The sequence below is a fragment of the Sphingobacterium sp. 18053 genome (assembly GCF_902706145.1).
Lineage (GTDB): Bacteria > Bacteroidota > Bacteroidia > Sphingobacteriales > Sphingobacteriaceae > Sphingobacterium > Sphingobacterium paramultivorum.
This window is the reverse complement of the sequence record NZ_CACSJW010000002.1, coordinates 215152-235129: the sequence shown is the minus strand read 5'-3', so window position 1 is coordinate 235129 and position 19978 is coordinate 215152. Positions and strand designations below refer to the sequence as shown.

Below are 19978 nucleotides of genomic sequence, written 5' to 3'. Positions count from 1 at the left end.
CAATTCATATGATATATCCAGCTTTGCAGAAGAAGTCTATTTTAGTTTTTATAAACCTCTGTTTGACAATTGTGCCCTTGTTTGCCGGCTCAGGCTTCAATCTGATCAAAAATAATCGGGCTGCGGATGTTTATTATGGTGGAAGAAATCCTATCATTGAAACCGCTTTGGAACTTTTGGATGCAGATGCACAACAAGTTGGTCAATCTGCTTTTAAACGAATCGACAATGCTGATCCTGGGGGGATTATCGTTGGAGAATTGCATGATCCAATAATTGGCAAATTGATAAAAGATTATCATATCCGTCTTCCTGAAATGGAAGGTCAATGGGAAATGTTTTGTTTGAAGGTGCTTCCGATAGAAAAAGTGCCGACACTTTTAGTGATAGGATCTGATGCTAGAGGTACGGCATATGGAGTGATGGAAATTTCGCGAAAATTGGGCGTTTCTCCATGGAGTTGGTGGGCTGATGTAGTTCCCCGTAAAAAATCAACGATTTCTCTGCCCGTCGATTTTGAAGACAAGCAATTTCCTAAAGTGCAATTCCGTGGAATTTTTTTAAATGATGAGGACTGGGGATTGACACCTTGGAGCAGCAAAACCTATGAACCCGAAGCAAAGTTAGATGCAGGAATTGATCCAGCCAAAACAAAAAAAATGGCGACGATAGGGCCTAAGACCTATGCACGTATTTTTGAGCTGTTATTAAGGCTGCGGGCTAATTCAATTTGGCCAGCAATGCATGAAGTAACTGTTCCTTTCTATTTTGTCCAGGGAAATCGCGAAATGGCCGAAAAATATGGAATATATATCGGCTCATCTCATTGTGAACCCCTCGCTCGAAACAGTGCGACGGAATGGGATATCGTAGGTCGGGGGCCCTATAATTATTTGACAAATAAAAATGAGATTGTTGATTATTGGTCCAATCGACTCAAAACACTGGGGCAATCCCATAACATATTTACACTGGGTATGCGCGGGAAACACGATGGAGCAATGGAAGGCGTCAAAACAACTGAAGCCTATAAAGATGCGATCAATAAGGTCATTAAAGATCAAACGGGTCTGTTGAAAAAATATGTCAATGCAGACCCAGCGCAGATTCCTCAGGTTGTTATACCCTATAAAGAGGTATTGGACGTGTATAGGGCCGGTATGGATCTTCCTGATTATACAACACTGATGTGGTGTGACGATAATTATGGTTATATCACCCACTTCCCAAATCCGATAGAAAGAAAAAGATCGGGTGGTAATGGACTGTATTATCATGTTTCCTATTGGGGACGACCACATGATTATCTTTGGTTGTCGACCATGAGTCCGGGGCTGATTTATCAGCAGCTTAATACAGCTTATCAACATGATGTTAAAAAAATGTGGATTGTCAATGTTGGGGATATTAAGCCTGCTGAATATCAGATTGAACTCCTGATGGACATGGCCTGGGATATGGACCAGGTAAAAAAAATAGGCATCTACCAGCATCTGAATCAATTTTTGCAACGGGAATTTGGACGTCGTTTGGCGAAGAAGATCGTGCCGATTATGCAGGAACATTATCGGTTGGCTCATATTCGAAAACCTGAGTTTATGGGAAATACACGTACGGAAGAAAAAGATCCAGCCTATAAAATTGTGAAAGACCTACCTTGGTCCGAACAGCAGATTAAAAAGCGATTGGTGCAGTATAAACATATTCAAGATGCAGCCACCTCAATTGAGGCATCAGTCCCCTTGGATCGCAAGGATGCATATTTTGAATTAGTGCTGTATCCGGTTGTTGCAGCGGCAAAGATGAATGAAAAACACCTTTATGCGCAGTTGGCACGTCATGGCAAAGCTGAATGGCAAAAAAGCCACGATGCGTATGATAAAATCGTTTCCTTAACTGCGCAATACAATGCCTTGAATAAAGGAAAGTGGAAGGGGATAATGGATTATAAACCCAGAAACCTTGCTGTTTTCGATAAGATTATAGAAGGGAAAGCAGTTGCTCCACTGGCCAATAATGATCAGCCCGTCAAGCGGATTCCTGGTAGAGATCTAAAAGGCTCAATAGGATATGAAGGTTTGGGGTATGAAGGGCAGGCCGGAGCTATCCCATTGGATGTAGAAGCCAGTTATCCGCTCAAAGGGCTCAAAGGCGATTCTGTTACCATTGTCGTCCACTTGCTGCCTACACACCCGGTCTCTTCAGATGATTTGCGTTTTGAAGTTTCCTTGGGGCAACAGCATTCGCCTGCCATTTCTTATAAAACAATTGGACGAAGTGAGGAGTGGAAAGAGAATGTCTTGCGCAACCAGGCCATTCGAACGATTAAATTTAAGGTTGCTTCATTGCAACAGGACATATTGCGTATCAAAGCGCTTGATGAGGGCGTAGTGGTCGATGAAGTAACACTATATTTGGATTAAAGTATTCGTTTCCTGCTCTATAATGGAAATTCGTTATAGACTTATTCATAAGATTATAAAAATGAAAAAACAATTTCTAGTCACGCTCCTCGTTATTTTAACTTGCCTCGTTAAGGCACAATCTTCTGTCTACCTTTTCTCTTATTTTATAGGTAATGGTGCTGACGGACTGCATCTTGCTTATAGTTTGGATGGACTGAAATGGGAACCCTTGAATCAGGGAAAAGCTTTCTTAGTACCAACGGTAGGAAAAGATAGGCTGATGCGTGATCCCAGTATTTGCCAAGGGCCGGATGGAACCTTTCACCTTGTATGGACAACGGGTTGGTGGGATAAAATTATCGGATATTCTTCTTCCAAAGATCTTGTACATTGGACCGAACAAAAAGAAATTCCAGTAATGGTAGATGAACCTGATGCGAAAAATGCATGGGCTCCGGAGCTTTTTTACGACAAGGCGACGAAGGAATATTATATCATTTGGGCCACGACGATCCCTGGTCGACATAAAGAGGTACAGACCAGCGACAGTGAGAAAGGCTTAAACCATCGGATGTATAACGTCACGACAAAGGATTTTAAACGTTTTTCAAAAACCAAGTTATATTTTGATCCCGAATTTAGTGTCATCGATGCGGCCATTATACAAAAAGGCAATAAGGAATACATGATGGTGTTGAAAAATGAAAATTCTAACCCACCTGAGAAAAATATTCGGATCACAACAACAAAGCGTTTAGCGAAAGGATTTCCGACGACTGTCTCTAAGCCGATTACAGGAAATTATTGGGCGGAGGGGCCTGCTCCGCTGCAGGTTGGGGAGTATATATATGTATATTTTGATAAATACCGCGACCACAAATATGGAGCTGTACGAAGCAAAGACGGCGTCAACTGGGAAGATGTCTCCGATCTGGTGAGCTTTCCGAAGGGAGTACGTCATGGAACAGCTTTTACGATAAATCAAACGGTTTTATCAAATCTGTTAAAAGCAAACTGATAATCCTATGTATAGTCCCTGAAACTTTATTTTAGTGTGTTTTATTTGGAAAACGTGCGCTAATTTTTTTAATAAGGAAGGCTTGCCTACTTTACCTTTTAGAACGGAGTAGTGTATTTCTGAGATCTTTCTTTCGAAATATTCACGCTTTTATAATGATCAAATTGTAATGCTGTTGCCATCTTAATAAAAGTGATTGTTATAAAAAAGGTTTTCAAACGGGGAGAATGAAAACCTTTAAAATAACCAATTAATCCTAAATTTATGATAAAAAATATGATACTATTTTACTGGCTTTCCTTTGCTATAATAGCTTTTTTTTATCTAAATCATAACAAAAGTAGGCACCGTCTAAATTGGGAAATAACCAATTTAATACAGCAAGTTTAGGTATACCGAATGAATTTATCATCCTGTGCTGTTCTGTCTGAACAGTATGGTATGCCTAAATAAAATGTTGGTGAATAAAACCATTCAGGTAAGTTCAGGATGCTTAAGTGTCCTGAACTTTTTATTTTAGAGGTTTGCTAATTCAATGAATAAACCTATGCTTAAAATTCGAATTGCCTTCTTTACTTTGATATACGTTATAATGGCAAATATTGCCTCAGCACAAACGATGAAGGAAATACACTATCTCTCAGGAACGGACAACGTTCATACGGTCAATTGGGACTTCTGGGTAACTGGGGGACGTAAGGCTGGAAAATGGGATAAGATTGCAGTTCCCAGTCATTGGGAACAACAGGGATTTGGGGCTTATAACTATGGTCGGGACTATGTGACCTATGGCAAGAATTTCATCTTTCACGATGAGAAAGGTTTGTATCGGCATCAATTTACTGTTCCAAAAAACTGGAAAGGTAAAAAAATAAGCCTTGTGTTTGAAGGTTCGATGACAGATACTGAAGTTAAGCTCAACGGTAAACTAGCTGGAGATATCCACCAAGGTGCATTCTATCAGTTTAAGTACGATGTCACCGACAAGATCAGCTTTGACAAGGCCAATATATTGGAAGCGACTGTATCAAAAATGTCTTCTGATAAATCTGTTAACAATGCCGAGCGCCTTGCAGATTATTGGATTTTAGGCGGTATTTATAGACCCGTATACTTGGAGGCGACACCACAGGAGCATATCAGCTGGACAGCTATCGACGCAAAAGCAGATGGAACTTTTCGAAGCAACGTGCATTTAGAAAGCTTATCTAAAGCCACTAATCTACAGGTGGAGATCAAAGATTTGAAGGGCAACGTGATCGCAACTCAGAAGTTCCCGATTATGGCGAAAGATTCGGTAAAATTGATCGAAATGAAAGTGGAAAAACCGTTATTGTGGACAGCGGAGACGCCAAACTTGTATCAGGTCACGTACACCCTATGGGATGGGAAGAATAAAGGATATCAATCTCAAGATCGTTTTGGTTTCAGGACGATCGAAGTTCGAGAAGGAGATGGTATCTATGTCAATGGTGTAAAAGTGAAGATGAAAGGTGTCAACCGTCATGTATGGTGGCCCGAAACTGGACGATCTGTGAACGCACAATTGGATCTGAATGATGTTAAACTGATCAAAGAAATGAACATGAATGCGGTACGCTGTTCACATTATCCGCCAGATAGATCGTTTTTGGCCTATTGCGATTCATTGGGATTATATGTTTTGGATGAATTGGCCGGATGGCAGAAGGCATATAGCACCGTTGTGGGTAAAAAGCTAGTGCGAGAAATGGTTATTCGAGATGCCAATCATCCTTCCATTATACTTTGGAGCAATGGCAATGAAGGCGGGCATAATAAAGAACTTGTTGATGAGTATAAAAAATATGATCTTTCGGCAAGAACGGTAATCCATGCACATCATAGACCTGGGAACGCCATCAATGGAATCGATTGCAACCATTATGAAGACTTTTATTCAACAAAAAAAATTCTGGAAGGGCCAAACATTTACATGCCGACTGAATTTCTCCATGCACAGGACGATGGCGGCGCCGCAGCAGGATTAGCAGATATATGGGAGTTGCACTGGAATGCCAAATTAGGTGCAGGCGGATTTATTTGGGATTTTGCAGATGAAGGTATCGTACGTACAGATTTCAACAATGTGATTGATGTCAACCGCGTAAATGCCCCCGATGGAATCCTTGGGCCACATCGCGAAAAAGAGGGAAGTTTTTATGCCATTCGGGAAATCTATTCACCTGTGCATATTACGATGAAGAAATTACCTGCCGACTTCAATGGAACTATTCCGGTGGAAAATCGTTATCACTTTACCGACCTAAAAGATTGCAGGTTTGAGGGTAAATTGATTACTTATAAACAGCCCTATGCCGAAGAAGCGGGGGTGGACTCAGTGTTGAATCTAAAGATAAGTAGTCCTGTATTGGCTCCGACTCAAAAAGGAAACGTGCAATTGAATTTGCCTGCAGACTGGAAACAGTATGATGCGCTAATATTGACGGCAACTGACCCACATGGGGAGGAAATTTATACTTGGACATGGCGTGTAAAATCCAATCAGGTTCTTACAGCTGAAATTCTACCTTTAAAATCTTCTACCGATGTTGAAGCGAAAGAGGACAGTGTGAATTATATCCTCAAGGCAAACGGAATAACAGCTTTTATCTCCAAAAAAACAGGATTATTGGTTGATCTGGCCAATGATTATAGCATGAAATTAGCTTTTAATAATGGCCCGGTGCTTATTGATGGACAGTCGGAGCTGAAAAGTGCTAAACGTTGGCAGGATGGAAAAAATGAAGTTGTTGAGTTTATGTTTGATGGCAATCTAAGTTTTATCCGTTGGACGATGCGGCCAGACGGCTGGTTGAAACTTGATTATGCTTACAATATAAAAAAAACGGTGCCTTATGCCGGAGTAAGCTTCAACTTTCCTGAAAACTATATTATTGGGGCCAAATGGCTCGGTAATGGGCCGTATCGCGTATGGAAGAATAGGATGCAAGGTGTCACCCTAAATACATGGGAAAAAATGTACAATGATGGAAAAGCCGGTATTGGTCCATGGGCATTTCCTGAATTTAAAGGCTACTTCTCCGATGTTAGCTGGGTACAATTCAATACAGTGCAAGGCAAGTTTTTGGTCGCAACAGATCAGGAAGATTTATTTGTGCGATTGTTCGAGTTTTACGGAATTTCCGGTCCTAAAGGATATCCGCAATTGCCGTCTGGAGATATTTCCTTTTTAGATGCTATTCCCCCTATTGGAACAAAACTGGCATTGGGAATTAATGGAAATGCTGCCGTGAATGGACCCGCGGGTGAGCTTAATCAAATGGATAAAAGGATTGACCGGACACTCTATTTTTACTTTGGAACCCCAAAAGGCGAAAAAGAAAATACACAATTTGTGATGCCTAAGGTTAATGTGTTGACAGATTAAAAGAATAATGCATAAAAAAGGGCTTTTCTATGTTAATAGAAAAGCCCTTTTTTATGGTGTAACCCTAATAGTATGTATTCTTTTCAATAATGCTTATTTAGGTTTCTTGAACCCCAAAAGGTTGTGCTTTATTCACTTTTATCGCTATTCGTGTAGGAAAAATCATTGACGTATTTATTTTGAATAGCGGTTGATGTTGTTTTTTTAAGATGTACATCCTTCAATTGTACGGTCTGAATTGGAAGTTCGGGATTGCCATTGATCTTCGAGACAAACTGCCCTACTTCAGCTTTAATGTGGGAAAGATAGACATTCGTTATTGGAGTCAGTTTTTTTACTTTGGTTGGTACCAGTTTGCGCCATTGATAGAGCACATCCGTATCTATTCCAAGTATACCTTCCTTTACGTTTTGGGCTTTGATATTTGAAAAATAAATGTTTTTAACGTAACCGCCCATACGTTCATTGGTTTTGATGAAAAGTAGATGCATGAGCTTCTCATTCGGCAGTACCGTGCAATTGTTTACGTAAATATTTTCAATCCCTCCCGAGAGTTCACTCCCAACGGCAAGGAGCTGATGACCGTCACGGATCTCGCAATTGCGGATCACAATATTCTTTGTTGGTGTTTTCAACCGCCAGCCTTCGGGATTTCTACCGGACTTCAAGGCAATAGCATCATCCCCTTGGTCAAATACACAATTTTCAATCAATACATTCTGACTCATTTCTGGGTCAATTCCATCATTGTTATGCCCATGGGCGTAGATGTCGATGCCACGGATAAGCGCATCTTTCGTTAGGTAGAGATGCAAGGTCCAAAAAGGACTTTTTCGGATCTTGATATCTTCGACCCTCACATGTTGGCAACGGTTAAATTGAATAAACTGAGGTCTAAGGTTGGATGTGTCGTTGACCATGAGGCGCTGTTCCACAGGCATCTCTTCTTGTGCCCAATTATAGAGATTTTTGATGCTTTCCATATGCGGCTTTGGTCTCGGAAACCATTTCTCCCAAACAGTCAGATCTGCTTTTATGGTTCCCTTACCAGTAATGGCAACATTTGTCGCTTCGTATGCATAGATCAATGGCGAATAATTATAGCACTCCAGCCCTTCCCAACTACTGTGAACAGCAGGTAAATAGTCTTTCGGGTCGCCCGAAAAAAATAGTGTTGCTCCTGCACTGACATGTAAGTTGACATTGCTCTTTAGGTGTATTGCCTTTGTTGACCATTCACCTGGAGGAATAATGATATTGCCACCCGATGTTGTCGCTAGCGCAATGGCCTTCGCAATTGCTGCGGTAGTACTTTCCTTGTCACCCTGACGTGCACCAAAATCGCGGATATCGTAGTTTTTACAATGCTCGAAATTTGGGACCTTAAATACTGGGATTTCAAAAGGAGCTTTGATTTTAATATCGTCTTGGTTGATTTTGCTGATCTGCGCGACGCTCAATCGAGTAAAAGCGATCGATAGTAAAATAAGGGTGAAGATTGATTTATATTTCATGTTAATAATTATTTCGTGAGCACGCAAGCTCGGTTTGTGTTTTTTAAGGCTATATGGAATATCCAGTTTATTTTTCATCAGGAGGTCCTAAGCAATTGGTTAAAAACAATAAAGACTAAAAATAAGGAACAATCAAGGGGGAACCTAATTTTACCAAGCAGGACAGTACAAGGTGGTTTGGATATATTTTCTTAAGGATAAGGTATCACCAAATCCATATCAACTCCTGACTGCAAGCGGATTGTTAAAAAGGTGAGAGCATGGTGAATCAACCTCTAAAAGGTGGACTCAACGTGGACTCACTGTGCACTCAACGTGGTTACAGTTAGGAGTTGGTCATAAGTTGGTGTGGGGTTGGAGTTGAGAATTCTATAACAAATATATTACGAATGACGTTGAATCCTTGTTTTTAACCTTATTATACATGAAAACGAGCACTTTCTGACTGTATTGTCTGGTTTGTTCAGGATACTACAGGACGGCTCTTGTTAAAAATGTTGATACTTTTAAAACTAGCTACTTATTTAAGCATCCTTAAATACGCTAATCAATTCGAAGGCATTGTCTACACTTTTTAATTAAGCTGTAGACAAGCGGGGAAACAAGACTTAAAAAAACTAAATATGATGAAAAAATTCTTTCGATTTTTATATCTACTCACATCAATTGCGATTTTGTCCAATGCACATGCGCAAGGAAAGTTTCCGGACGGAACAGCAATCTCAAAATGGTTCGAGACTGTAAAATCGACTGAGATCGGAACGCTCGGAAAGAAATTTCTCATCACGGATTTTGGTGTGGTCGCAGATAGCACCATCGTACAAACTGCCAAAATCCAACAAGCAATTGATAAAGCATATGAAAGTGGAGGCGGTGTCGTCGTCGTACCTAAAGGGATCTATCTGAGTGGTTCATTATTTTTTAAACCAAAGACACACTTGCACTTGGAAGAAGGGGCTGTGTTAAAAGGAAGCGATGATATCGCAGATTTTGCGCTAGCGGAGACTCGAATGGAAGGTCAGACAGTGAAATATTTTTTGGCGCTTGTCAATGCGGATCAGGTGGATGGATTTACAATTTCGGGTAAAGGCACACTCGATGGAAACGGGTTGCGCTACTGGCGATCTTTTTGGCTTCGAAGACAGTTTAATCCACAATGCACAAATATGGACGAGATGCGCCCACGCTTACTTTATGTTTCCAATAGCAAGGACGTACAAATTTCGGGCATTCGTTTGATCAATTCACCGTTTTGGACCTCACATTATTATAAATGTGAAAATCTCAAATTGATCGGTTTGCACATTTCGGCGCCCAAGGAACCTGTGAAAGCGCCTAGTTCAGATGCGATCGATTTGGATGTCTGCCGTAATGTGTTGATTAAGGATTGTTACTTATCCGTTAACGATGATGCGATTGCATTAAAAGGTGGTAAAGGGCCTAAGTCCGACAAAGATCCTAATAATGGACCTAATTCAAATATTATTATTGAGAATTGTTTCTTTGGATTTTGTCATAGTGCACTGACTTGTGGTAGTGAATCTATTCATAGCTATAATGTGATTTTTAGGAACAATACCTTAGATAAAGCACGCAAGCTGTTGCAGTTAAAGATGCGGCCGGATACGCCACAAGAATATGAAAACATTTTGATCGAAAATGTAAAGGGAAATGTCAATAGCATGTTGTTTATTAAACCTTGGACCCAATTTTTTGATTTGAAGGGCGAGAAAGATATTAAAATGTCCTATGCAAGAAATATTGTCCTACGCAATATAGATCTGGATTGCGACATCTTATTCGATGTCCTCAATTCGGAACAATATGTGCTGTCGGATTTTACATTTCAAAATATGCACGTCCGTGCAGCCAAAGATCCAGCGATTCACAGGGAATATATTAAAAACTTTGTCCTAAATAATGTAACTGTTAATAATAAAAAGCAATAATAATATGTACCAGCATATTGCTGTGGCTTAGACCTTGAATTATGAAGACAAAACTTATTCTTTTGACTGGGGCACTGATCGGTTCCCTAGCCGTTTCAGGCCAACGTAAAATGGAGTTTTTGGATCGGGGGATGGTGGGTGTAAAAACGACGGACAACGCTGTTTTTTTAAGCTGGCGTTTGCTTGGCACTGACGATTTTGATACGGCCTTTGCAATTTATAGAAAGGAAGGGAATGGCAAGCAGAAAAAACTAAATACTTCACCTTTGACCAAAGGGACTAATTTTTTGGACGATCATGTCGATTTGAATCAAGATGTTACTTACATTTTGGATATAGTAACCGGAGGTAAAGAAAAAGAAGTCGCTAAATTGACCTTATCGAAAGATCAAAAAGTACAGCAATACTTAAATATTCCTTTACGTACCCCCAAAGGGTACACTCCTGGTGATATTTCTGTAGGTGATTTGGATGGCGACGGGACTTACGAACTGATTGTTCATCAGACGGGTGTTGGACATGACAACGCACACAATGGGATTACTTCGGAACCTATTTTTCAGGCATATAAACTAGATGGTACTTTTCTCTGGGAAATCAATTTGGGTAAAAATATCCGGGAAGGAGCACATTATACCCAATTTATGGTATACGACCTCGATAGTGACGGCCGTGCGGAGCTGGTCTGCAAAACGGCCGACGGTACGAAAGATGGACTGGGAAATGTCATTGGTGATGCCCAGGCCGATTGGCGTGATACCGTATTAAATTCGCGGACTGTTGGTCGCATATTGAAAGGACCTGAATATTTAACCGTATTTGATGGATTGACGGGCAAAGCCCTAAGCTCTGTAGATTATCTACCAGAACGTGGAGAGCTAAATTCATGGGGAGATACAAATGCTAATCGCAGCGATCGATTTTTAGCTTGTGTAGCCTATTTGGATGGTGTACATCCAAGTGTTGTGATGACGCGGGGATATTATGAACGGACAGCTCTGGCAGCGTGGGACTTTAAAGATAGAAAATTAGTGAACCGCTGGGTATTTGATAGCAAAGTTCGTAAAGATCCTTATTCCGGACAGGGATATCATAATCTTACGGTCGCGGATGTTGACCAGGATGGCAAAGATGAAATTGTGTTTGGTTCGATGGTTATTGATGATAATGGCAAAGGTCTATACAGTACAGGACTGGGACATGGTGATGCGCTGCATGTCGGTGACTTAGACCCTGAAAGACCCGGCCTGGAGATCTTTGGAATCCATGAACTGAAAGGAGGGCGGAAAGGGACCGGCGTGGCTTTATTGGATGCCAAAACTGGTGCAATATTGTTTAAAAGTGCAATAGACCAAGATATTCCCCGCGGTGTTGCTGCAAATATAGATCCCGATCATAAAGGGGCGTATCTGTGGTGGCTGGGATCTAGAGATATGTACGATACCAAAGGTAATCGTGTAGGGCCGGCTCCGAGATCGACCAATTTTTTGATTTGGTGGGATGCTGATTTGAGCCGGGAACTTTTAAACAGTAACTATATTGAAAAATATAAAAATGGGAAAATAGAACGAATCTTTACGGGGATTGGAGCATCATCAATCAATGGAACTAAAAGTACACCTAACCTGAGCGCGGATATCTTTGGCGATTGGCGTGAAGAATTGATCCTACGTGCAGATGACAACCAAAGCCTACGTATCTATACAACAACGATCCCTACAACGCAAAGGGTATATACGTTGATGCATGATCCACAGTATCGCTTGAGCATAGCATGGCAGAATGTGGCTTACAATCAACCACCACATACGGGGTATTATCTGGGGGCAGGTATGGATCGTCCGGTCAAGCCGAACATTCAGCTGGTTAAGTATGCCCGTAAAAAATAGAAATTTGGAAGCGCGATTTGGATTTTTTGACTAAAAGAAATAGATAAGTTAGCAAATGAAGCATACAATAAAATGGATAGGGATGGCACTGACAGCCGTTCTTTTGATATCCTTTGCAAAACAGCAAGATAGACCTACGATTTATCTTATCGGTGATTCGACCGTTAAGAACAGCAATAAGGAATATTGGGGCTGGGGTACCCTGCTTCCTGAATTATTGGATACGACACGAATCCGTGTAGACAATCATGCGATGGCGGGGCGTAGTACACGAACATTTGTCAAAGAAGGAAGATGGGCAAAAGTTGATTCTTTGTTCAAGCCGGGAGATTTTTTATTGATTCAGTTTGGCCATAACGAGGGCAGTAAGCCCGATACCAGCAAACAAGGCTATCGGGGTGTGCTGCGGGGTATTGGTCAGGACTCCGTTGTGCTGGATTGGGGAAATGGAAAGAAGGAGACCGTGCACACTTACGGTGAAAACCTGCGTCGTTTTGTGATTGAAGCAAAGAAAAAGGGGGTAACACCAATTTTGTTATCCATGATTCCGCGCAACCAATGGGATAATCAAGGTAAGGTGAAACGAGCCGACAACGACTTTGGCTTGTGGGCTAGGCAGATTGCAGAAGAACAGGGCGTTCCTTTTTTGGATCTGAATAGTATTACCGCAGATAAATATGATCAGCTTGGTGCTGAACGGGTAAAATCCAATTATTTTCCAGGTGACCATACGCATACGAATAAAGCTGGAGCAAGAGAAAATGCATTGTCTGTTATCGAAGGATTTCGGAGGATTAAAAGCCAATTAGTACAATACATTAAATAAAAACGAAGATGAAATTGAAATTGTTGCCTTGGGCTGCGGTCCTTTTCGCTGTAATCAGTATGTCTTTTTTGGAAAAACAGCATAAACCGACCTTATTTATTATTGGTGATTCCACCGTAAAAAACGGACAGGGAAATGGGGCCAATGGACAGTGGGGCTGGGGAAGTTTGATCGGTCAGTATTTTAAATTAGATAAGATCAATGTCAAGAATCGTGCTTTGGGGGGAACAAGTACCCGGACATTTTATAACAATCCAAAGCTTTGGCAGAGGGTACTGGATAGCATACAGCCGGGCGATTTTGTCCTTATGCAATTTGGACATAATGATTCAAGTCCTATTGTGGATACGTTACGTGCTCGTGGAACGATAAAAGGAAATGGCGACGATTACCAAGAAGTGTATAATCCATTGCTGAAGCAACATGAAGTTGTCTATAGTTATGGTTTTTACTTACGTCGATTTGTGAAAAATATTCAAGACAAAGGAGCCACAGCAATTATTTGTTCACCTATTCCGCGCAATGCCTGGGAAGGAAACCAAGTGCGTAAATCGGATTATGCAACATGGGCAAAAGAAGCTGCACAACAGGCTAATGCGTTTTTTATCCCCTTGCAGGATCAAGTGATAGCCCAGTATGAAACATTTGGGAAAAAGAAAGTAGAAACAGAATTTTTTGATCCCAAAGATGCGACCCACACAATTAAAGCAGGTGCTTTGCTAAATGCTAAACTCGTTGCTGAACAATTGAAAGCACAAACCAAAATCGGACTAAAGAAATTTATGTAGTATGATAAAATCTACCTTTCCGCTGACGATCTTCTTTCTGCTCACAGTATTTACAGTCCGTGCACAGCAACGGCCCAATATTGTGTTGATTCTGGCCGATGACATGGGCTATGCTGATTTAGGTTGTTTTGGTTCCGAAATTCAGACCCCACATTTGGATAAAATGGCAAAGGATGGTATTAAGATGACTAACTTTTATAATGCTTCGCGTTGTTGTCCATCACGTGCTTCTCTATTGACCGGATTGTATCCGCATCAGGCAGGTGTGGGCGATATGATGAACAAGCGTCCTTTTCCTGCCTATCAGGGCTATTTAAATAGAAACTCGGTCACATTGGCCGAACTATTGAAAAGTGCAGGTTATGGAACTTATATGGCTGGGAAATGGCATGTTGGACAGGAAAAAGAAAATTGGCCTCGGCAGCGTGGATTTCAGCGCTACTATGGGCTAATTGATGGAGCAAACAGCTACTTTGAAAACCGGCCTTATCGTCCCAAACAAACATTGACGATAGCTTTGGACAATGAGACGATCGTTCCGCCAAAAGATTACTATAGCTCGGATGCCTATACGGATTATGCGATGGCTTTCATTGGCGAGCATTTGGAAACGAAAAAAGAGGATCCTTTTTTTCTATACCTCGCTTTTCAGGCACCCCACTGGCCTATACATGCCAAACCGCAGGATATTGCAAAGTATCGGGGTAAATATATGGAAGGCTGGGAGGCTATCCGTGAAAAGCGTTTTCAAAAACAGCAGCAGTTAGGGATAGTGCCACCAACGACCAAATTGTCTCCAATGGATACCACCTTGCGAAATTGGAATGATTGCAGCTGGGAAGAAAAAGTAAAATGGGATGAAAAGATGGCTGTCTACGCGGCGATGGTAGACGAATTGGATCAGAATGTTGGCCGACTGGTTGATTATCTCCAATCAAAAGGGCAATTGGACAACACTGTTTTTATTTTTCTCTCTGATAACGGGGCGAGCAATGAGACCATAACCAATGCGGGATTTACAGCAGAAATTAGAGCTGCGAATGAATTTCCTGCTAGTCATCCACGTTCTTTTACAGCTTATGGAATCGAAGGCGCTGCAGTGAGCAATACGCCTTTCAAAAAGTTCAAGCATTGGGAGTTTGAGGGTGGCAATGCAACCAGTTTTATCGCATATGGCCCCAAGTTTCTGCCTCAAGGAAAACAGTTTGATAGGCCAGCCCATTTGATCGATATCATGCCAACCTTAGCACAATGGTCGGGAGCAAACTATCCTAAAAATTATGCCGGTAATACGATTAAACCGATGGAAGGGGCCTCCTTGCTTCTGCTATGGAATGAGCAACAGAAGGATATGGATAGGGAAATTTGTTTTGAGCACGAAGGTAACAAAGCTGTGCGCAAAGGAAAATGGAAATTGGTCTCTTCCTATCCTGAAAATAGGTGGTATTTATATGATATAGAAAAAGATAGAAGTGAAACAGTAGACTTATCAGCCTCTTTTCCGAAAATATACCGAGAAATGGTTCAGATCTATGAAAACTGGGCGAAAAGGGTTGGTGTGATACCCTACGAGCAGCTCGCTCAAAAACCTTCATGATTTCGCAGACACCAACAGCAATGAAAGCAAAAGAAGGTTCTCTCTGGCCAATAAGATCAGACACTTTCAGAAAAAAAGGAATTCCCGTTATGAATAATTATATAAAGAAAAACATGAAAATATTTAATACTTATACGACCACTTTATTGATTGCATTTTTCCTTTCAGCATGTTCATCGACGAAGAAAGTTGTCGAACAGAAGCCGGAATTATCTGCTGTAGATGTACTCCAATCGTTGCAGTTGACCAATCGTTATTTCATGAACAAATGGACAGATACAGGGAAACCGATCTACACCAACCGTTGGCGGCCGAGCAACATCTGGACCCGGGCCGTTTATTACGAAGGGCTCATGGCACTTTATCAGATTGATAAAAACAACGAATACTACAATTATGCAGTGGATTGGGGAAATAAACATGATTGGGGGATGCGCAACGGTTTAGAAACTCGAAATGCCGATGACCAGGCTTGTGGGCAAACCTACCTGGATCTCTATGAGATTGAAGCAAAGCCTGAGCGTATCCAAAAGATTAAAGCCAATATAGATTATATTATCAAATCTGGAAAAGTAGACGATTGGACTTGGATTGATGCCATACAAATGGCCATGCCAATTTATGCCAAACTGGGTGTAATGACGAAGGATCAAACTTACTTTGATTACATGTATAAAATGTATCATCATTCAAAAACGCAGGAAGGTGGAGGCCTATATAATCAGACCGATAAACTTTGGTGGCGCGATAAAGATTTTGTTCCTCCCTACAAAGAACCAAATGGTGAGGACTGCTATTGGTCACGCGGTAATGGATGGGTGGTAGCAGCTTTAGTGAGGGTACTATCTTTAATTCCGGAAAACGAAGTACATCGAGCAGAATATGTAGCGGATTATAAGGCATTGATGGAAGCACTTGTTCCTATCCAAAGACCAGATGGATTTTGGAATGTCAGCCTGCATGATCCCAATAATTTTGGCGGACGGGAAACCTCAGGGACAGCACTATTTGTCTATGGTATGGCCTGGGGTATCAATAATGGTTTCCTGGATGCTAAAATATATCGCCCTGTTGTAGAAAAGGCATGGAAAGCAATGCTAGCAGAAGCGGTACACCCTTCTGGGTTTTTGGGCTATTTACAAGGAACAGGGAAAGAACCTAAGGATGGTCAGCCCGTCAGTTTTTCAAGTCAACCGGATTTTGAAGATTACGGTTTGGGTTGTTTTTTATTGGGGGGGACAGAGGTTTATAAAATGTTGTCAAGATAAGATGAAAAGGTTCCTGTTTATTTTTTGTTGCCTGCTGCTTTCATTCGGTACATATGCTCAAGCGGGGAGGAGGACTTTTAGTTTCAACGCTGACTGGCGTTACCATATTGGCGATGTTAGTGATGCTTCTACTACAGGCTTCGATGATCGGGCATGGAAGCAGGTTGCCTTGCCTCAAGCATGGAATGAAGATGAAGCTTTCACAAAAGCGATACATGACCTTTCGACAACTATTGTTTGGTATCGAAAAAAGTTTAGTATTCCCAAGGGAATTACTTCCGATAAGGTCTTTTTGGAATTTGAAGGGATTCGCTTTGGCGGAGAATTTTATCTCAATGGAAAATTTATTGGTCGTCATGAAAATGGCGTTATGGCAGCAGGACTTGATATTTCGGATCTGATTGATCGCGATCACGAAAATATCTTGGCCATACGTATAGACAATAGTTGGAGCTATCGTGAAAAGGCAACAAATAGCACGTATCAATGGAACGATAAAAACTTTAATGCAAACTATGGTGGAATTCCAAAAAATGTGTGGATCCACTTTACTTCCAAAATTTATCAGACTTTACCATTGTATTCCAATTTGAAGACTACAGGTGTTTATGTGTATGCGAAAAACATAAATATCCCTGAAAAGACAATGGATCTTTTTGTTTCTTCGGAGGTAAAGAATGAAACCCTGCAATCGCGTCTGGTCAACTTTGTTGCCGAAGTACATAATGCCGAAGGAAAATTAGTGAAAACATTTTCAAAAAAGTTCAATCTTCCTGCCAATCGAACACAACAATTGACCATGAACTCAACCATGAATCAGGTTAATTTTTGGAGCTGGGGTTATGGCTACCTCTATACGGTTACGACAAAAATTGTACAGGACAACAAAACTATAGACGCTGTAGAGACGAAAACAGGATTTCGAAAAACGGCTTTTAAAGATGGCATGGTCTATCTGAATGATCAGGTTTTGATGATGAAGGGCTATGCACAGCGTACAAGTAATGAATGGCCTGCTGTTGGTTTGTCTGTAGCACCTTGGTTAAGTGATTTTAGCAATGGACTCATGGTCAAGAGCAATGCCAATTTGGTTCGTTGGATGCACGTAACACCTTGGAAACAGGATGTTGAATCCTGCGACCGCGTGGGACTGATGCAAATGCTACCCGCAGGAGATGCCGAAAAAGATGTCCAAGGTAGACGTTGGGAACAGCGAACGGAGCTTATGCGTGATGCAATTATCTATTATCGGAATAACCCAAGTGTCTTGTTTTATGAATGTGGAAACGAATCGATTTCGGAGGAACATATGGCAGAGATGAAGACTATTCGTGATCAATACGATCCAGCTGGCGGACGGGCAATTGGCTCACGTGAAATGCTGGATAGTAAGCTAGCTGAGTATGGTGGTGAAATGTTGTATATCAATAAAAGTGCGCGTCATCCCATGATCGCAACCGAATATATGCGAGATGAGGCCTTACGTAAATATTGGGACGAATTGAGTTATCCTTTTCATAAGGATGGTGAAGGCCCGCTTTATAAAGGTGTAGATGCCAGTGATTATAACAGGAATCAAGATACTTATGTTGTTGAAGCGGTACATCGTTGGTGGGAATATTGGAAGATGCGTCCGGGCACTGGTGACCGCGTAAATTCGGGCGGTGTCAATATTATTTTCTCGGATTCCAATACCCATTTTAGGGGAAAAGAGAATTACAGAAGAAGTGGCGAAGTAGACGCCATGCGTATTCCCAAAGATGCTTACTTTGCCCACCAGGTGATGTGGGATGGCTGGATCGCTCCTGATCCAAAAGGCTTGTACCTGGTAGGACACTGGAACTATGCTCCCGGAACGAAAAAAGATGTATTGGTCGTTTCGGCTGCTGATCGGGTCGAATTAGCTGTGAACGGAAAAGTACAGAAAGAAGCGGAAAAGCTATACGACTTCCTATACCGATTTCCATCCGTTGATTTTGAGGCCGGCGTATTGGCGGCAAAATCATTCACAAAAGATGGAAAGTTGTTAAATAAGAAAGAACTAAAAACAACAGGTGAGCCTTACAAAATCCGTTTGACGGCGCAACATGGTAAAAATGGCTTATTTGCTGATGGTAACGATATGGTATTGGCAGAAGTCGAAGTGCTTGACAAAAACGGATTACGTTGCCCATTGGCTTCTAATACGATTGACTTTAAGTTGGATGGACCGATGGATTGGCGCGGGGGTATCGCCCAGGGGCCTGATAATTATATTTTAGCTACCTCACTTCCTGTGGAGGCTGGTGTAAATCGTGTATTACTTCGCACAAAGTACGATAAATCGGGGCGTGTGATGTTGAAGGCGACATCAAGTGGTCTGCTGTCAGATTCAACCGTCTGGACGGTGCAACCGCTCAAAACCATGGCGGATTATTTCGTCAAGGAATCTAACGAAAATTTGCCTTCATTTTTAGCGCGTGGACCAAGTCCTGCGAACCCCACATTGGTGCAACTGAAAAAAAGTCTCAAAATCCGTGCAGTTGCTGCTGGTGCCAATCAAGAGAAAGCATCACAATCTTATGACGACAATGAACTGTCGGATTGGGTCAATGACGGACAACTAGGTACCGCCTGGATTACATATACTTTGCAGGAAAAATCCGATATTGATGAAGTTGACCTGAAACTGAATAATTTTAGATCAAGATCTTATCCATTGCAGATTTTTGTGGACGAAAAACTTGTTTTCGACGGCAATACAGATGTGACATTAGGCTATTGTACCTTGTCATTTCCGCGTACAAGGGGTGAAAAAATAACAATAAAACTTAAAAATGCACCTTTTACCACGAGGGAAAACAATCAGGTTGAAATGGGGGGCAAGAAACTTGATGATGGTGTGGCCCGTAATGACGCGAATGCCAAAGGCACCTTGAGCATTATCGAAGCTGACATACATCAGGTATTGGCCAATTAAGAAAATTTGTCGATCATAAAATAGTTGAAGACTTAAAAGAAATGGAGAAAATAGCATTTAAAATGAAATTGAAACCGGGGATGTCTGCGGAATATAAGCGGAGACATGACGCGATCTGGCCAGAATTAATAACCTTATTACGCGAAAATGGGGTGTCTGATTATTCCATTTTTTTGGATGAGGAGACAGACACTCTATTTGCTGTTCAATATTTAGCAGGACATTCGTCACAAGAGTTGGGTAAGGAAGCTATTGTTCAGCAATGGTGGGATTATATGTATGATATCATGGAAGTACATGCCGATCATTCTCCAGTATCGGTCAGTTTGAAAAAAGTATTTCACATGGATTAGGCC

General features: G+C 41.4%; 12 protein-coding genes. 11 read left to right on the top strand and 1 reads right to left on the bottom strand.

The window, feature by feature from the left end; all coding sequences use genetic code 11:
- The first annotated feature begins 8 nt into the window (after window positions 1-8).
- The 3 genes from GVK91_RS05035 to GVK91_RS05025 all read left to right on the top strand — a co-directional run bounded on the left by GVK91_RS05035 (window position 9) and on the right by GVK91_RS05025 (window position 6832).
- Window positions 9-2423 (top strand): glycosyl hydrolase 115 family protein, encoded by a 2415-nt coding sequence (locus tag GVK91_RS05035; RefSeq protein WP_159727320.1) that lies wholly within the window; start codon window positions 9-11, stop codon window positions 2421-2423.
- A gap of 61 nt (window positions 2424-2484) precedes the next feature.
- Entirely contained in the window at window positions 2485-3423 is a 939-nt protein-coding gene (locus GVK91_RS05030) for a glycoside hydrolase family 43 protein (protein ID WP_153844240.1), read from the top strand.
- Between the two features lie 592 nt (window positions 3424-4015).
- The gene (locus tag GVK91_RS05025) at window positions 4016-6832 is read left to right on the top strand and encodes a glycoside hydrolase family 2 protein (RefSeq protein ID WP_235032763.1); all 2817 of its coding nucleotides are present in this window, start codon (window positions 4016-4018) and stop codon (window positions 6830-6832) included.
- 128 nt (window positions 6833-6960) lie between these two features.
- Here GVK91_RS05025 and GVK91_RS05020 read toward each other — a convergent pair whose 3' ends face one another.
- Window positions 6961-8346, bottom strand: coding sequence for a glycoside hydrolase family 28 protein (locus tag GVK91_RS05020; RefSeq protein WP_159727316.1), 1386 nt, complete (start codon window positions 8344-8346; stop codon window positions 6961-6963).
- 623 nt (window positions 8347-8969) lie between these two features.
- Between GVK91_RS05020 and GVK91_RS05015 the strand changes: the two genes are divergently transcribed.
- From GVK91_RS05015 to rhaM, 8 genes are all read left to right on the top strand, one after another.
- Window positions 8970-10295 (top strand): glycoside hydrolase family 28 protein, encoded by a 1326-nt coding sequence (locus GVK91_RS05015; protein WP_235032762.1) that lies wholly within the window; start codon window positions 8970-8972, stop codon window positions 10293-10295.
- Window positions 10296-10336: 41 nt separating this feature from the next.
- On the top strand, window positions 10337-12184 hold the full coding sequence (locus tag GVK91_RS05010; protein WP_159727314.1) for a rhamnogalacturonan lyase: 1848 nt from the start codon (window positions 10337-10339) through the stop codon (window positions 12182-12184).
- Window positions 12185-12239: 55 nt separating this feature from the next.
- Complete coding sequence (locus GVK91_RS05005; protein ID WP_159727312.1) at window positions 12240-13010, top strand: rhamnogalacturonan acetylesterase; 771 nt, start codon at window positions 12240-12242, stop codon at window positions 13008-13010.
- A gap of 8 nt (window positions 13011-13018) precedes the next feature.
- Window positions 13019-13798 carry a rhamnogalacturonan acetylesterase gene (locus GVK91_RS05000; protein WP_159727310.1) on the top strand — a complete coding sequence of 260 codons (780 nt, stop codon included), beginning with the start codon at window positions 13019-13021 and terminating at the stop codon, window positions 13796-13798.
- 1 nt (window position 13799) lies between these two features.
- Entirely contained in the window at window positions 13800-15395 is a 1596-nt protein-coding gene (locus tag GVK91_RS04995; RefSeq protein ID WP_159727307.1) for an arylsulfatase, read from the top strand.
- 113 nt (window positions 15396-15508) lie between these two features.
- Complete coding sequence (locus GVK91_RS04990; protein WP_088163073.1) at window positions 15509-16663, top strand: glycoside hydrolase family 88 protein; 1155 nt, start codon at window positions 15509-15511, stop codon at window positions 16661-16663.
- A 1-nt stretch (window position 16664) separates the two neighbouring features.
- Window positions 16665-19622, top strand: coding sequence for a glycoside hydrolase family 2 protein (locus tag GVK91_RS04985; RefSeq protein WP_159727305.1), 2958 nt, complete (start codon window positions 16665-16667; stop codon window positions 19620-19622).
- Between the two features lie 41 nt (window positions 19623-19663).
- Window positions 19664-19975 (top strand): L-rhamnose mutarotase, encoded by a 312-nt coding sequence (gene rhaM / locus GVK91_RS04980; protein ID WP_159727303.1) that lies wholly within the window; start codon window positions 19664-19666, stop codon window positions 19973-19975.
- The last annotated feature ends 3 nt before the right edge of the window (window positions 19976-19978 follow it).

Bases quoted from the DNA above. Each gene is read 5' to 3' on its own strand.
- GVK91_RS05035 (WP_159727320.1), top strand. From the start codon at position 9: ATGATATATCCAGCTTTGCAGAAGAAGTCTATTTTAGTTTTTATAAAC.
- GVK91_RS05030 (WP_153844240.1), top strand. From the start codon at position 2,485: ATGAAAAAACAATTTCTAGTCACGCTCCTCGTTATTTTAACTTGCCTC.
- GVK91_RS05025 (WP_235032763.1), top strand. From the start codon at position 4,016: ATGGCAAATATTGCCTCAGCACAAACGATGAAGGAAATACACTATCTC.
- GVK91_RS05020 (WP_159727316.1), bottom strand. From the start codon at position 8,346: ATGAAATATAAATCAATCTTCACCCTTATTTTACTATCGATCGCTTTT.
- GVK91_RS05015 (WP_235032762.1), top strand. From the start codon at position 8,970: ATGATGAAAAAATTCTTTCGATTTTTATATCTACTCACATCAATTGCG.
- GVK91_RS05010 (WP_159727314.1), top strand. From the start codon at position 10,337: ATGAAGACAAAACTTATTCTTTTGACTGGGGCACTGATCGGTTCCCTA.
- GVK91_RS05005 (WP_159727312.1), top strand. From the start codon at position 12,240: ATGAAGCATACAATAAAATGGATAGGGATGGCACTGACAGCCGTTCTT.
- GVK91_RS05000 (WP_159727310.1), top strand. From the start codon at position 13,019: ATGAAATTGAAATTGTTGCCTTGGGCTGCGGTCCTTTTCGCTGTAATC.
- GVK91_RS04995 (WP_159727307.1), top strand. From the start codon at position 13,800: ATGATAAAATCTACCTTTCCGCTGACGATCTTCTTTCTGCTCACAGTA.
- GVK91_RS04990 (WP_088163073.1), top strand. From the start codon at position 15,509: ATGAAAATATTTAATACTTATACGACCACTTTATTGATTGCATTTTTC.
- GVK91_RS04985 (WP_159727305.1), top strand. From the start codon at position 16,665: ATGAAAAGGTTCCTGTTTATTTTTTGTTGCCTGCTGCTTTCATTCGGT.
- rhaM (WP_159727303.1), top strand. From the start codon at position 19,664: ATGGAGAAAATAGCATTTAAAATGAAATTGAAACCGGGGATGTCTGCG.